This window comes from Chitinophaga sp. Ak27 (assembly GCF_012726295.1).
Lineage (GTDB): Bacteria > Bacteroidota > Bacteroidia > Chitinophagales > Chitinophagaceae > Chitinophaga.
Window position 1 is genome coordinate 413,360 of record NZ_JABAOB010000001.1, and the last position, 13,144, is coordinate 426,503.

Here is a 13,144-nt window from a genome sequence, read left to right on the forward strand (position 1 = left end):
TCAGCAACTTTTTTTTTATTTTCCTAATAACAGTAACAGGAGCGGCAGTGGGAGCTGTTTTTTAAGCAGGCCGATGGCTTTGGAGATGGTGTTATAAACGGAGTCAACCTGCATAGACATGATCTCGGCTACTTCGTCGTAGCGCAGGTTCTGAAAGAAGCGGAGATAGATGGCCTCCCGCTGGCGGCGGGTAAGGCTTGACAGGGCTTTATGGAGGAGGCGTTTTTGTTCTGCTATGGTTTCGTTGATGATCAACTGATTTTCCTGAGGCAGGGTATATTCAAATTCGAATGCTTCCCAGGATTCACGGTGCTGGTAGCGGCGGTCCTTTCGCAATGCGCGGAGCAGTCGCCTGCGTAGGCTGCTGAGCAGGTAATAGCGTATATGCAGTACGTTAGGCGACAGGTGTGCGCGGCTGCTCCATAGGTCCTGGAACAGGTCCTGCAGGCAGTCTTTCACCCTTTCCTTTTCCTGGCAAAAGTGCATTCCATAATGAAAGAGGTCATCGATGTGGGCCTCATATATTTCGGCGAATGCGTGGCGGTCACCTTGTAGAAAGCGTCCCCAAAGTGAGGAATGGGAAGCCACCACGCGCAAACCTGATTTGTGGGCTTTCCCTGTATTCATACCTGGTTTTGGTTGATCTGTTAAAGCTTGCGAATTATTTCGACAAGTACAAATATATTTTGGTACAGGATATGTCTGCCTACTATATCACTAAAACTGAATACTATGAAATGCTTTCCTTATTGGTTTTTCTTGTGCGCAATCCTCTTTCTCAGCAGCTGTAAAGTAATAGGTGGTATATTCAAGGCCGGTGTGTGGACTGGTATACTTGCGGTGGCGGTGGTAGCAGGTCTTATTATATACCTGGTAAGCCGTGGTGGGAAGCGGGATTAATCCTGCCCCGCATCCCTTTCCACCACACGGCAATAGCAGCTAAGTGTTGACCATGCCGTCTTCCAGCGTGACCACCTCCACGGATATCGTTAATTAACCAGTGGAAAGACTGGGTAACAAACGTTCCTGCCTTTCCCGCTTAATAATTAACTGGTTAAACATTTTTTAAAAAAAGTATACTTATAATTTTGAAAAATGAAATAATTGCCTACTTTTGCATCCCGTCAAACAAAGAAAATACCGGTTAAAACGGGACGTAGCGCAGCCCGGTAGCGCGCTTGCATGGGGTGCAAGAGGTCGCTAGTTCGAATCTAGTCGTCCCGACTTGACAGGACAAATGAGATTCATTCTCGTTTGTCCTGTTTTTATTTAGGCCAAAATCTTTGTCCAGTGAGTATATGAGGCGCACCGCTTCATTGATGCGGGTAGTTCGAAGTATAAATCCGTCAAAACTTAATTTTTCAGGATACATCGAACTAATTATTTCCCGCTTCTTCTCTATATCTCCGTTTTCATACACATAATCCAGTTTTAAAAGGTTGTTCAGCCCCTTTTCTAACAGATCGCTAATATTAACTTGGTCGTGGTTATTGGTGCTTAGTTTTGCTTCCAGTTTTTCTAACTTGCTACTACATTCCGTTTTCATGTCTCGAAAGTCCGCAGGCTCTATTTGCTTGGAGGTAAGTAAATCTCTGATATAAGACAGCTTTTCTTCCTGCTTACGTATTTCGGCCAACAGTTGTTTACGGTCGTCTTGCAGGTGGTTCGTTTGTTCGTACCATGCTTCTGATAATGTTATTTTGTACAGGTCTATCATTTCAGGGCGCGGAATGTACTTTTTAAGTTCATGCACAAACAAGTCATTTATATTATCAGCTCTAAAGCGGCTGTTACAGCCATCAAAGCAATGGTAGTAGGAATAGTATTTTGTATGGCCCTTAGATGCGCTTCCCGTTAGCAATTTGTTGCATTTAGGGCAGATAAGGAAGCCTCGTAAGGGCAACGTAGCGTTTGACATTACTTTGAGGCGATAATGCCTTTTTCGGCCATCCAGTACATCCTGCACCTGATAATATAATGCCTCTGAAATAATAGGTTCATGTTGACCTTTTACAAAACGGGCTTCTTCCTCTTTATACTTGGCTATAAATATTTTTCCGCAATAGACAGGGTTACGAATGGCAAACCAGAAAAGGCTTTTAGTCCCTTTAAACCCTTTTTCTTTAGCCAACTTAAATACCTGTTCTGTATTAAATACGCTTTCTGCTATTTGTTCAAATGCCCACCGGATAATTCCCGCTTGCGGTTCCTTGGGTTCTATATACTTTCTTCCCGCTTCATCTGTTTTATTTACATATCCGATCGGAGCCAAACCCATATAACGCCCCTCTTTCCTCGCTCTGCGCATACCGTGAATAACGTTTAAAGCCCTTCTGTCATTCTCTACTTCGGGAGCTGCTAAATAAAAGGCCAGCATCATTTTATTTTCCGGTATGGATAAATCCAGCGGCTGTTCAATGGCTTGCGGTTCTACGCCTAATTTGCGAAGGGTGTTAATCATTTGGTAGGCATCCCCGGCATTACGGCTAAACCTGTCCCATTTAAGGAATAGCACAAGATCAGCTTTCCCTTTATGCTTCTTTAGTTCTAACAGGTATTTTTTCCATTCAGGTCGGTTGAAGGTTTTGGCAGAATGATCTTCAAAAATCACTTTGCGGACGGATATACCGTTTATCTCGCAGTATCTGCGTAAAAATTCTTCCTGGCTACGCTGTGAATAGCCTTTATCGGCCTGTTCATCTGTGCTTACCCGGATGTATAAATCAGCAATCTTCATGTTTTATTCAATTTGTTATTCTTCTATACTTTCATCATCCATTATCTTGGTCTACTTCACTATTACAATATCTTTCATTATCCAAGTAATATTGATTTTGAGAAATATTTGGATGGTGGCCTTTTTTCTTGGTGAGTGGTTCATAAACCTTTCCATTGTAAAAAAATACTATGATGTAAATAAGGATTACCGCATGAAAAAAAATCGCATTCCACCTAATATTTGAGGTAGTATCAAAATGACAACTATTGAGCCAAAGGAAAAACGAGGATATTGTAACAATGTCCCAAACTAAGATAGTCAACTTTGATACAGAGAATCTCCGGGCTTTAGTGAACGGATTTTCATTTTTACCAAGAATACCTGCATCTAAGTAATATTTCTCATCCTTAGCATATTTTTGAGTTTTTGTTAAATCAATTTTCAGAATTGACTCACTGTTCTTTGTTTTACTTTCCCACCTTTCTTGCCAATATTTACTGCCCCTGTTCATAAGTGACTGAAAAAAAGAAACCAAAAATCCAACAAAAGCGATGTAGATGCAATATTCTTCTTTATCAACAATCAATTTAAAATATCCTGTCGCTAGTAAAACTAGTAACGCTCCAAAGAACCAACCTCTTTTCCAGAAGTTTTCTATTTCAAATTTTCTCTGATCAAGCGATTTTTCAAATCCAAGTTTTTTTAAATCAATTTCATTTTCTGCCATAATCAATATTTTTTTAAAATTTAGTTATATGCCTTTTCTATGCCTTTCTTTTATGTATTGTACCACAACAATTGTAGCCAGTTTGCGCAGAAATCCAAGTATAACTTCTGCCTGCTCTACCGTTACTTCTACCCCCTTTTGTTTTAGCATTTCCACCGCTTTTTCCGGCTTTATTTTTTCCATTTGCACCTCCTGCTTTAATCAAGTTCACAAAATCCCTGTGCAAGGGAATACTCTTCTATGCTAATATAAGAAATTTGTTTTGTTAATTTATGTTTTACCTAAACTTTTTTATAAAATATGGCAAATTTTACTGAACTTTACTTGTATTAATGCGATTTACTATGTTTTGATACAATTTTAACTGTAAAACAATGCCTGCAAACTGATTGTTATACATTTTGTATACAAACGAACATAAAAGCGATTAAAAATGACTAAAACCTATAAGGTTAGCTATAAAACATATTTCAATGACCGGCTTAAACAAGTGTCCTTTCATGGAAAACTTACCTATCCACTGTATGTACAGGTAACATTTGACAGAAAGACAATCTTTTTTAAAAGCTACTATTTTGAACTGTTTTCTAAACCTCGGTATTTTTTATCTGTAGCGGGGCTGACAGGTGGGCCTTCTATTGAAGATATTGTTAAAAAAGAAAATACATTAATTGATTTCATTGTTGACAAAAACCTACCGGATTTTTCTTTAGACCTGTTTAAACAGGAATACGCTTACTATAGCAAAGATTTATGTGACGTAACGGAAGAAGGTTTTATTGATTATATGTACGTCTTTTTTCAAGATAAGGGAATGCCGGCATTTGCTGTCATGGTACAGCAAGGTAGCAGATTTCGTATTGTCTATGATGTAGTACGGGATATGAAAAGGGCTTTTAACAAGCCCCTATATGATGAATTGGTAGAAAATTCGTTTTATTATGCCCCGCCATACCTGCCGCTATACGGCTTTATGCAGCAAACAAAGAAGTGGCCAATGTTAAGCCTTACTGTACTGGAATGGGAAGATGAAAAAACAAAAGCCCAGTTTGCAGACTATGTACAGAAATATTATCCCAATATAGATTTAAAAGAAGTAATGGAACAGGTGAATAAATGGCTCGATCATCTGAGGAAGGAAGCCAAATAGTGTATGCCCTTAAATGCTAAATAAAATCTGCTGTAAAAATGCTTGTCGTACCTTAACCAGTGCATATTTGGACAAAGGGAGCGACTGAAATTTCAGTCGCTCCCTTTGTCCAAAAACAGTTACGGCATTGTTTTCTATGATTGTTACCCGTTATCTTCGCTTGCTTTTCCATTTATGCTCGTTACATAGTCTAATCTAAATTCTCTAATATCAATAAGGTGCGAAGCATCAATAAGTTTTAACAGGTATTTTTCTACACTTAAAATATCGGTATCCAGTCCATCATCTAGCAAACTTTCTTTTGATAAAGCCATATTGAAAAGATTGGATAACTCCTGCCGCCATTCACCAAGAGAGTAAAATCTGAAAGTCTTTTTGAACACGGAGTAAGGATTGAAAAACTCTTTTGTGTTTAGGCTCCGCGGGAAGTCCTGCCAAATTAGTTTTGCTGGATTTTGTGTGAATTTTGAGGAACCCCAAGCACAAAAGTATTCAGCACTCATGATATTAAAATCTTCATTTTTGCTGTCATTCTGTAATACAGCTTTTCTTTCAGAATTGTTTAGCTGAGAGATTAAATAGGCTGCTTCAATAAGATATTCAATTTTCTCATAGAAAAACAACAGTGTAGAGGGGCTTTCTTTACATTTTTTGTTAGAGCAAACCGAATACAACCAGCGTTGAAGTATGGTGATTGTGCGGTGTTTTTCAAAGGCAGAAAAAAAATCATGGATAACCTCGTAAGGCTGGCTGATTTCCTCATTAGAAAGGCGAAGCGGGAGATTATCCCACGGGCGGGGTGCATCAAATATCATACGTTTGTAGATTATGAGGGTTAAACAAAGGGGATTGAGATTTCAGAAAACCGGGAAAAGCTGTAATGATACGGCCACCACTATCTGTTAGCACGGTTAAAAAACTGGTAGGGAGCTGGTTATAATCAAAACCTATAATATTGCCGGTGTTGATAACCCTCTGGAAATTGAGGGAACCAGAAACCGGACTTATAGGGGCAGTAAAGGCATCCCGTAGCAGTGATAATATGTCAATGACAGGAATCGTAAACTTGCTGACGGAGGGATGCCGTGGAATTTTGTAGTGATGCCTTTCCATAATATGTGCCAGTGCGTTCACATTGATGTAATATGATCGCCGGAATAGCTTTCTCCTGTCCTTCATAGGCACCTGTAGCATGGCTGTACCTACTAGGTCATTGAGCCAATTTTGAGTATCACTAAGCAGGAAGACCAGTTTAAGCCATTCATCTTCATTAAAAGGAGGGTTGAGATGTATTTTATCTGTTTGATCCATAGATTTAATATTTAAGAGGTTTTAAATCATGGATACAAGTTCAGATATGATAAAAAGATAATCTATACGCTATTGGGATGGATTACTGGGATAAAAGAGATACTTTAGTAAGTATTTAATCCTATTTTTGAGGATATTTTAGCAAGTAGAAATTAGTTATATTTGTACTATGACATCCACTGATATGCGTAACAAAACCCATGAAGGACACAATATTAAGCGGTTCCGCGAAATGCTAGGCATTAAGCAGGAGGCATTGGCATTTGAACTAGGCGACGATTGGAACCAAAAGAAAATTTCCTTACTGGAAGGAAAGGAAACTGTTGAACCAGATATATTGGAGCTGGTTGCAAAGGCATTAAAAGTGCCAGCAGAAGCTATAAAAAATTTTAGCGAAGAGGCAGCAGTTAATATTATTTCCAATACTTTTCAGGATGAATCTGTTGCATACGCTCAATATTATAAATGCACCTTTAACCCTTTTGAAAAATGGGTCGAAACGGTAGATAAGAACGAAAAATTATACGAAGCTCTATTGCAAAGTGAACGAGAGAAAGTTGAAATTCTGGAGAAACTGTTGAGCGAAAAGAAAGGGGGGAAGTAAATTCTTGAACTCCGAACGACCTTCAATTGTATATATTTCCCTTCTGGTTAATTATGAGTATGGGGTTGGGCGCTGTACCAACTGTCGGAACTCTTTTCAATTTTTTCACCTTTAACACCTAATGGCAGACAAAGCATATATAACACCAAACGTCCTCAAGTGGGCAAGAGAATCGGCAAGAATGTCCGAAGAAATTGCCGCTGCCAAAGCTTCTGTAACGGTGGATAAATTAAAGGAGTGGGAAGATGGAACAAGCCAACCTACTATTAATCAAGCTCAGTTTTTGGCTAAAGCATACAAGCGGCCTTTTGCCCTATTTTTTTTACCTGAAATTCCTAGGGATTTTCAGCCACTGCAAGATTTTAGGAAAAAAGATTCTAAAGAGCTAACAACTTCTTCCATATTTATAATACGAGAAATACAACAGAAGCAAGCATGGATAAGCGATGTCTATTCTGAAAATGGAGAACATTCATTGCCTTTTGTGGGAAGGTTTTCAATTAAGGATAATCCCAAAATTGTGGCGCAGGATATACTTAAAACATTAAATATTAATCCACCGAATTATAAAACGGACGCGCCAATAAAAGAGTGGATTGATGGGGCAGAAAAAAATGGAATCTTTGTTTCAAGAACAAGTTTTATACATTCCAAATTAAAACTTGATTCTGACGAAATTCAGGGATTTGCTATTTCTGATCGATACGCTCCCTTTGTTTTTGTTAATTCAGAGGATTGGAACGCCCCTCAACTGTTCACGCTTGTCCATGAAATTGCTCATATTTGGATTGCAGAAACAGGAATATCAAATGGGATTGAGCCGGAGATTAAAAACGGAGATAAGTTTCATCCTATTGAGCTTTTTTGCAATGAAGTAGCAGCAAATGCCTTGATGCCAGAGAATATTATATTGAATCTCAATTTAAATATTTTCCAAAACTCAAAGGAAGTATTTAGAATAGCTAAAACATTAGGTGTAAGTTCATATGCTCTTTTGGTAAGAGTGAAGAATCTGGATTTAATATCAATTTCCGCATATCAGAAACTGAAAAAAGAAGCGGATATTGAATATCAAGAGTACCTAAAACGGGAATTAGAAAAGAAGGCGAAACAGAAGGATAAGAAAGGGGGACCTAACTATTTTCTTCTACAGTTAAATAGAAACAGCCGACTTTTTACTCAAACGGTTTTGGACGCATTTCGTGGCGGGTACATTGAACCGACCGTTGCAAGCAGTTTATTGAACGTACAGGTAAATAAATTTCAAAAACTAGAGGCGCAACTATATAGATGAATGCAACGGCAAATAAATACTGTATTGATGCCAACGTGCTAATTCAGGCTTGGCAAAAGTATTATAATCCAAAATTCTGCTCTGACTATTGGAATGTTCTAATAGAGTTAGGCAAACAAGGAGTGATATTTATTCCCGAAATGGTATATGAAGAAATTGTAAGAACCGAAGATGATTTATCAAAATGGTTAAAGAACAGTGGGATACCAATTCATAAAATATCAGGACCTGTCACCGTTTGTCTACAGAAAATATATTCAAATAACCCAGTTCATAAGAATTTGGTTGATAATACTAAAGCACGTTCATTAGCTGATCCTTGGGTAATTGCACATGCGCTAAATGAAAATGCGACAGTAGTTACAAAAGAAGAAAAGGTTACGGCATTAAACTCTGTCAAAATAAAAATCCCCAATGTTTGTGAAAATATGGGTATTCGTTGGATTAACGACTTTGAATTTATACAGGAACTAGACCTTCAATTTATGTGCTCATTAAGAAAATAGGGATTGTATCTTGCCCCAAAATCACTTCTCCAATTTTCCATTTCATTTAGCCAAAAGAAATTTTTCAATTTGTTTATCTGTTATCATCCCTTGAGTAATAAATATATCCTTTATTCTGTCTAAGGGTAAATTATTAGGCTGCTCTATTTTCCTTGCAAGGATCTTAAGAAGTGACACCGCAGTTATTAATGTCGTATTTATGCCAGTTTCTCTAAGGATATTCTTCAACGAAATATCGGACGCCGATTTAAAATTGCTCGATACAATTAAAAAATAAACAATACTATGTCCTGCCCTATTTAAAGTGTTGATATGCGTTTTAATATATTCAATGAATTTTCTATCCTCAGTTCCGATCTGGTAGGTCTCCTTCCTTGCTTTTGCATCTATAAGAATTGCGTACCCAAATTGTGTTGCTTTTGCAATCCCATCAGGATTTCTACCTGTACCCTGTCCATAATTATGGACTTCGAAGCCAAGCATCTGAAATATTAGATTGACTTTCCTTTCAAATTCAGTACTTTTTTCTTCAGAAGTGGAAAGGGTTAAAAAATCACTGAGTATCGGTGGGATAAATTGCGAATATTTAAATTCAAGTGAATTATTGATTATGGGAACTTGGACATTCTCTTTTAATGCAGAAGGGATTAAGGGTATAATATCCAACCATTCAGGTTTGTCCTTGGCATAATTTAAAAACAACGAAGGTATTTCACTCCATTTCTTCTCAAACCTTTTTATATAAGAGCTTATTAGTGGTTTACATTTATAAAATCGCCATTCTGCTGCTGTTGGGGTTTTCCTAATTTTTCTTATCAGATTGCCATAATTTTCCCAGTATTCTTCATCTCCGTAATCTTCTTGTCCAAAAGATTTACGGATATCTCCCATTTCTTCAACTAGATTTGAATAGAATAGGAAATGAGTAATTACATGGTGCTCTTTTATATTTGTCTGTTTATAAAAATCTTTGCTTGAGGGCTGACGTCCCAGGTGTTCCTTTAATTTTGAATACTCGGATTTAATAAGCTCCTTGGTTACAGTAGTATCTTTAGCAATATTCATATTTTATGACTTGAACCCTATTTTACATATTATCGTCACCTAAAAGAGGACGGTAAACATGGCATAAACTGTAATCCCCCCTTGGGTCCTTATATATCGTTGCGTAATTTGGTGTTTAGATCGCAAATCTTTTGAGCCAAGTCCATACATGATTTTGTATCAAGCTTTCTTAGGGTATTTTGAACTTTCCCAATTGTTACTTCGCCTTTGTCATCATAAGTTGGCTCCTCTGTGGTTAGGCTATTATAGATAGTAAGCCAATCTTCTTTTAATTCCTCAGAGAAGTCTTTTTCAGTTAAAGTATGAAAACTTAAATATGCATACCATATTCTATCTCGTATGTCACTTGTTCCTGTTGCCAATGTATTTACTGCAACACCGAATTTCTCTCTAGCGTAAGAATGTCTCATAATTTAGATGATCATTTAAGTTTTTTTTACATTTGGTTGCTTTCTGTCTCACAAGAATTACACTTTGAGGATTAATAGGTACTAAATATAAGCAATTTTCCATTTGTATGTTATTGCCGGTAGCTATGGCGCAGGAACATTTGGACTATCAAATCTCTATAATATGTTATTTTTTACATTCTTCCGCCTTTTCATAGGCACTGTCCATAATACGTTTTACTCCTTTCCCTTGCTGGGAATACATAAGGTTCCACGCCTTCTTTATCCTGTTATTTTCTAATTGTTGTTGTTGTATTTCCTTTTGGTTTTCGCTCCAATGGATACTAAATTTGTACAAATTCGTAAGGAGCAGCATTGCTGCCAGCCAAAGGAACCAGCGGCCAAAAACAACTCTATAAAACAGTTTTGCATCCTGTTCCGGGAAAAGTAACAGCTGAAATTTTCGTATCACATTTTTAGGCTGTCCGGCAACCATCAATTTCATATCTATAATACCTTTTTTTACAATTTCCTGCATTGCCCCGGTATCTGTTGAAATGGTTACTTCCTTTGGTCGATCAAGTTTTCCTTCAAATTCGGTCAATTTCCCGGATAGAACATTGACTGCTTTAACCAGGTCGTCAACGGTTTTGGTGTGTAACTTTTGCTCCTCCGTAAACTCTTCCAGTACGAGTTCTAAACTTTCTCTTTCAATATCTCCTGTTTTTTGGGTGGTATCCATAAGTTTGTAATTTTCTGATTAGTGATTAAATTCTGCGGGATTTCTGTTTTCTCTTTCTTCGCTTGATACCCTCTTCTGTCAACTCATATGGCAAATAGTTAAATGTGTCTACAGGCTGTAGAAGCAGCTCTAAAAGGTTACTCAATTCCTTTATTACAGGAACAATGGGGGAACGTTCAATATATGCTGCCTGCTGCGTTTCGCGGAGCATTCTTTGAGTAGGGGATAACGTTTGTTGCTTTGTAGTACCGTGCTGGATAGCTGCTTCGTATATCTTTTGTTCAGCCTGTTTACTTACCAGTTCTTGTTTTAGGGTTAAAATTCTTTCTATTTTTGCCAGCGAAAAACCCACCTCGCTACCTTTTGTTTTTACCTTTTTATCATCAATAAAGGAAATCCCACGGCCTTTAACCAACTTGTACCCTAAAGCCTGCATCTTCTGCTCAAATTCAGAATAGTTACGCGCCTTCTCTAAGGTCTGCCGAATATCTGTTTTCAGTTTTTCCTTTCGCTGATCCTGCCGGGGCAATAGCCTGTCTTTAGGTGATAAGAAAGCACGAGGGCTTAATACTTCCTGTAGCTTGTACTGCTTTTCCAGTCTGCGGCAAAGTGCTGCCATTCTTTTATAACTATTGCTGTCACTGGCTACCTTACCGTTAAAACCAACCCGGTTAGCCGCAATATGGATATGCTGTTCATTGGTATCTTTATGTAACACGCAGATATATTGGTTATCCGCTACGCCAAATTCCTTTGCGCATTCCCGGCCTATTTCCATTAGCTTGTCTTTGGAAAGACTTTCACCGGGGGCCAGACGGAGCGACAAATGAAGTACCGGTTTTTCCACCCGCTTGCTCAATTTGGCGACATCTTTAAAGTCTTTTGCTAGTTCATATTTATTGCCAAAGCACTTGTTATAAAACAATACTTCCGCCCGGTCCTTGTGTTGCAGGTTGTCTTTTTGGGCAAGTTGCTGTTTCTGTTCTTCGGAAAGTTCTTTTTTATCTTCCAGGCAATAGCGAATACAATCGAAGAAGGAACTTCCTGTTCCTATATATCCAATCATTGTAAATAGCTTTTGATTTGTATTGCCAATTCCTTAACCTGCAATGATTGTATCTTTAAATTGGCACGTTCAAGTGGGCTTAATTCTTCCATACCATTGCGCTTTCTGGCTATCTGGTTAAGGTTTGCCGCCATGTGGTTTAGTGTGGCCGTGAGGTTTAAAACCTCCCCCGGCAATGCCTTTTCTTGCCTGTCAATTTTTCCGGTCATGGCAATTTCCCGCAGGTATTCCGACACATTAAGGTTAGCACTTTGCGCTCTTGATTCTATGATAAATCTTTCAGAACGGGTACATTTAACAGCTAATAATTGATCCTTCTTTACCGCTTTCTTGGGGCGGCCTCCCTTGTTCTTGGTTTGTGCATTCTGCTGCTCCATATCAACCTCCTCTTTTATTTTTTGAATGCGATAGCATGAAAAAAATTCCTCACCGAATGCGATAGCATGAGGTGAGCCAGACGTTTTGGTTTTACCAAAACATAGCTGGCTACCTGAGCGAGTTAAAGTCGTCTCCCTATCCGCTGGCTTTCTTTTTGGCTGTGGTGATGATGAATAAGCCAGTCGTTTAAATCCTTTCGGCTGTGGTAAAAGTCGCTCCGGTCTGTGTACTTGTTACCATCCCATTGCAAGGCTTTTCGGGTGTGATTCATGCCGGCTGTATCTCTGTCTAAAATCAAATGTACCTGCTTGTATTGCTCCATCAGGGGACGGCTTTTTTCAAAGAAGGAAAGAGAATTTAAAACAAGACAATTTGTCAATGGGGCTTGTTGGTTTCTGTTGATGGTGCAAAAAGATAAGAAGCTAAAGAAGCCTTCAAAAACGGCAATCTGTTCTGTGTGGTTGTCTACAAGCGTTATTTCCTTTGGGGCGCTGCTACCTTTAAAATTTTCGTTCCGTAGTTCATATCCTCCGGCATTGTTTTGGAAGCCGATAACGGTATGCTTCTTCCCATACAAAAGAAAATCCACCTCTTTGCAAAAGCGGCTGGCAATTTCCACCGGGATACATCTTTTTTGTAAGTAGTCCAGCAGGGATTGTTCTTTAAGCGGGCGGGCATCCAGAATAACAATTTTGCTGTCGGGGGTATCTTTCTTTTCACCAGCAAAAGAAGCGGGGGCCGGGTGCTGGTTGCCTAAAGTGGTAGGCGGGTGAAAAGAAAAAGACGGGGCGGGTTGGTTTTGCGATAAGCGTTGCAACAGGTCAGCAACGCTACAATTAAAATAAAGCGTTCCGAAGTCCACCAGATTGCCGCCCTTCCCGGTTCCATGATCATACCAGACGTTTAACTGCCGGTTTACTTTGAAGGATGGTGTTTTTTCCTCCCGCAACGGGGAGAGATACCAATAGTCTTGGTTTCTTACTTTTTGGGGTTGGTGACCCAATGAGGCCAAATAATCTACAAGATCAATTTGTTTTGCCTCTGCACACATTAAATTTTTCATACACACGTTTTTCAGTTTCACATTAATTGCACAATAGAAAAGGCTTGCAAGCAATTGGCTATTAAATAGCTATGCTCGCAAGCCGTCTTAAATCCATTAAAAATAAGTTCGAAATTTGTACAGGCAGGGC

16 protein-coding genes, 1 tRNA gene and 1 pseudogene are annotated in these 13,144 nt (G+C 38.6%); 6 read left to right on the forward strand and 12 right to left on the reverse strand.

Going from position 1 to position 13,144, the window contains the following annotated elements:
- Window positions 1-15: 15 nt before the first annotated feature.
- Window positions 16-627 carry an RNA polymerase sigma factor gene (locus tag HGH90_RS01630; protein WP_168765709.1) on the reverse strand — a complete coding sequence of 204 codons (612 nt, stop codon included), beginning with the start codon at window positions 625-627 and terminating at the stop codon, window positions 16-18.
- Window positions 628-732: 105 nt separating this feature from the next.
- Here HGH90_RS01630 and HGH90_RS01635 point away from each other — a divergent pair, with 105 nt between their 5' ends.
- Together HGH90_RS01635 and HGH90_RS01640 are read left to right on the forward strand one after the other, a co-directional pair.
- Window positions 733-900: a phosphatidate cytidylyltransferase gene (locus tag HGH90_RS01635; RefSeq protein WP_168765710.1), complete on the forward strand. Its 168-nt coding sequence runs from the start codon at window positions 733-735 to the stop codon at window positions 898-900.
- Window positions 901-1,150: 250 nt separating this feature from the next.
- Window positions 1,151-1,224 (forward strand) — tRNA-Pro (locus HGH90_RS01640).
- Window positions 1,225-1,954: 730 nt separating this feature from the next.
- On the opposite strand, the pseudogene HGH90_RS32210 reads toward HGH90_RS01640, so the two are convergent.
- The 3 genes and pseudogenes from HGH90_RS32210 to HGH90_RS01655 all read right to left on the reverse strand — a co-directional run.
- Window positions 1,955-2,737 (reverse strand): annotated as a pseudogene (locus HGH90_RS32210) (recombinase family protein); the annotation flags it as partial.
- Window positions 2,738-2,771: 34 nt separating this feature from the next.
- Complete coding sequence (locus tag HGH90_RS01650) at window positions 2,772-3,446, reverse strand: hypothetical protein (protein WP_169190224.1); 675 nt, start codon at window positions 3,444-3,446, stop codon at window positions 2,772-2,774.
- Between the two features lie 24 nt (window positions 3,447-3,470).
- Window positions 3,471-3,629: a hypothetical protein gene (locus HGH90_RS01655; RefSeq protein ID WP_169190225.1), complete on the reverse strand. Its 159-nt coding sequence runs from the start codon at window positions 3,627-3,629 to the stop codon at window positions 3,471-3,473.
- Between the two features lie 250 nt (window positions 3,630-3,879).
- Here HGH90_RS01655 and HGH90_RS01660 point away from each other — a divergent pair, with 250 nt between their 5' ends.
- A complete protein-coding gene (locus HGH90_RS01660) occupies window positions 3,880-4,596 on the forward strand; it encodes a hypothetical protein (RefSeq protein WP_169190226.1) in 717 nt (238 codons plus the stop codon).
- Between the two features lie 143 nt (window positions 4,597-4,739).
- Here the strand turns inward: HGH90_RS01660 and HGH90_RS01665 are convergent, their stop codons facing one another.
- Both HGH90_RS01665 and HGH90_RS31585 read right to left on the reverse strand, forming a co-directional pair.
- On the reverse strand, window positions 4,740-5,411 hold the full coding sequence (locus tag HGH90_RS01665; protein WP_169190227.1) for a hypothetical protein: 672 nt from the start codon (window positions 5,409-5,411) through the stop codon (window positions 4,740-4,742).
- Window positions 5,401-5,907, reverse strand: a complete 507-nt coding sequence (locus tag HGH90_RS31585) for a hypothetical protein (protein ID WP_211172567.1) — start codon at window positions 5,905-5,907, stop codon at window positions 5,401-5,403. The genes HGH90_RS01665 and HGH90_RS31585 overlap by 11 nt, the downstream gene beginning before the upstream one ends.
- A 169-nt stretch (window positions 5,908-6,076) precedes the next feature.
- On the opposite strand from HGH90_RS31585, the gene HGH90_RS01675 reads away from it, so the two are divergent.
- The 3 genes from HGH90_RS01675 (at window position 6,077) to HGH90_RS01685 (ending at window position 8,311) form a co-directional block, all read left to right on the forward strand.
- A complete protein-coding gene (locus HGH90_RS01675; RefSeq protein WP_169190228.1) occupies window positions 6,077-6,511 on the forward strand; it encodes a helix-turn-helix transcriptional regulator in 435 nt (144 codons plus the stop codon).
- A gap of 121 nt (window positions 6,512-6,632) precedes the next feature.
- Entirely contained in the window at window positions 6,633-7,805 is a 1,173-nt protein-coding gene (locus HGH90_RS01680) for an XRE family transcriptional regulator (RefSeq protein ID WP_169190229.1), read from the forward strand.
- Window positions 7,802-8,311: a DUF4411 family protein gene (locus HGH90_RS01685; protein WP_169190230.1), complete on the forward strand. Its 510-nt coding sequence runs from the start codon at window positions 7,802-7,804 to the stop codon at window positions 8,309-8,311. Before HGH90_RS01680 ends, HGH90_RS01685 begins: the two co-directional genes overlap by 4 nt.
- A 42-nt stretch (window positions 8,312-8,353) precedes the next feature.
- Here HGH90_RS01685 and HGH90_RS01690 read toward each other — a convergent pair whose 3' ends face one another.
- The 6 genes from HGH90_RS01690 to HGH90_RS01715 all read right to left on the reverse strand — a co-directional run bounded on the left by HGH90_RS01690 (window position 8,354) and on the right by HGH90_RS01715 (window position 13,014).
- Window positions 8,354-9,376 carry a restriction endonuclease FokI C-terminal domain-containing protein gene (locus tag HGH90_RS01690; RefSeq protein ID WP_169190231.1) on the reverse strand — a complete coding sequence of 341 codons (1,023 nt, stop codon included), beginning with the start codon at window positions 9,374-9,376 and terminating at the stop codon, window positions 8,354-8,356.
- An 89-nt stretch (window positions 9,377-9,465) separates the two neighbouring features.
- Window positions 9,466-9,786, reverse strand: coding sequence for a hypothetical protein (locus HGH90_RS01695; RefSeq protein WP_169190232.1), 321 nt, complete (start codon window positions 9,784-9,786; stop codon window positions 9,466-9,468).
- 166 nt (window positions 9,787-9,952) lie between these two features.
- The gene (locus tag HGH90_RS01700) at window positions 9,953-10,507 is read right to left on the reverse strand and encodes a hypothetical protein (protein ID WP_169190233.1); all 555 of its coding nucleotides are present in this window, start codon (window positions 10,505-10,507) and stop codon (window positions 9,953-9,955) included.
- Window positions 10,508-10,532: 25 nt separating this feature from the next.
- Window positions 10,533-11,573: a relaxase/mobilization nuclease domain-containing protein gene (locus tag HGH90_RS01705; protein ID WP_169190234.1), complete on the reverse strand. Its 1,041-nt coding sequence runs from the start codon at window positions 11,571-11,573 to the stop codon at window positions 10,533-10,535.
- Complete coding sequence (locus HGH90_RS01710; protein ID WP_169190235.1) at window positions 11,570-11,950, reverse strand: plasmid mobilization protein; 381 nt, start codon at window positions 11,948-11,950, stop codon at window positions 11,570-11,572. Before HGH90_RS01710 ends, HGH90_RS01705 begins: the two co-directional genes overlap by 4 nt.
- Window positions 11,951-12,072: 122 nt before the next feature.
- The gene (locus HGH90_RS01715; RefSeq protein WP_169190236.1) at window positions 12,073-13,014 is read right to left on the reverse strand and encodes a toprim domain-containing protein; all 942 of its coding nucleotides are present in this window, start codon (window positions 13,012-13,014) and stop codon (window positions 12,073-12,075) included.
- Between the last annotated feature and the right edge of the window lie 130 nt (window positions 13,015-13,144).

What these genes read in the sequence shown, in the direction of transcription:
- HGH90_RS01630 (WP_168765709.1), bottom strand. Translation starts at nt 627, where the DNA reads ATGAATACAGGGAAAGCCCACAAATCAGGTTTGCGCGTGGTGGCTTCC.
- HGH90_RS01635 (WP_168765710.1), top strand. Translation starts at nt 733, where the DNA reads ATGAAATGCTTTCCTTATTGGTTTTTCTTGTGCGCAATCCTCTTTCTC.
- HGH90_RS01650 (WP_169190224.1), bottom strand. Translation starts at nt 3,446, where the DNA reads ATGGCAGAAAATGAAATTGATTTAAAAAAACTTGGATTTGAAAAATCG.
- HGH90_RS01655 (WP_169190225.1), bottom strand. Translation starts at nt 3,629, where the DNA reads ATGGAAAAAATAAAGCCGGAAAAAGCGGTGGAAATGCTAAAACAAAAG.
- HGH90_RS01660 (WP_169190226.1), top strand. Translation starts at nt 3,880, where the DNA reads ATGACTAAAACCTATAAGGTTAGCTATAAAACATATTTCAATGACCGG.
- HGH90_RS01665 (WP_169190227.1), bottom strand. Translation starts at nt 5,411, where the DNA reads ATGATATTTGATGCACCCCGCCCGTGGGATAATCTCCCGCTTCGCCTT.
- HGH90_RS31585 (WP_211172567.1), bottom strand. Translation starts at nt 5,907, where the DNA reads ATGGATCAAACAGATAAAATACATCTCAACCCTCCTTTTAATGAAGAT.
- HGH90_RS01675 (WP_169190228.1), top strand. Translation starts at nt 6,077, where the DNA reads ATGACATCCACTGATATGCGTAACAAAACCCATGAAGGACACAATATT.
- HGH90_RS01680 (WP_169190229.1), top strand. Translation starts at nt 6,633, where the DNA reads ATGGCAGACAAAGCATATATAACACCAAACGTCCTCAAGTGGGCAAGA.
- HGH90_RS01685 (WP_169190230.1), top strand. Translation starts at nt 7,802, where the DNA reads ATGAATGCAACGGCAAATAAATACTGTATTGATGCCAACGTGCTAATT.
- HGH90_RS01690 (WP_169190231.1), bottom strand. Translation starts at nt 9,376, where the DNA reads ATGAATATTGCTAAAGATACTACTGTAACCAAGGAGCTTATTAAATCC.
- HGH90_RS01695 (WP_169190232.1), bottom strand. Translation starts at nt 9,786, where the DNA reads ATGAGACATTCTTACGCTAGAGAGAAATTCGGTGTTGCAGTAAATACA.
- HGH90_RS01700 (WP_169190233.1), bottom strand. Translation starts at nt 10,507, where the DNA reads ATGGATACCACCCAAAAAACAGGAGATATTGAAAGAGAAAGTTTAGAA.
- HGH90_RS01705 (WP_169190234.1), bottom strand. Translation starts at nt 11,573, where the DNA reads ATGATTGGATATATAGGAACAGGAAGTTCCTTCTTCGATTGTATTCGC.
- HGH90_RS01710 (WP_169190235.1), bottom strand. Translation starts at nt 11,950, where the DNA reads ATGGAGCAGCAGAATGCACAAACCAAGAACAAGGGAGGCCGCCCCAAG.
- HGH90_RS01715 (WP_169190236.1), bottom strand. Translation starts at nt 13,014, where the DNA reads ATGAAAAATTTAATGTGTGCAGAGGCAAAACAAATTGATCTTGTAGAT.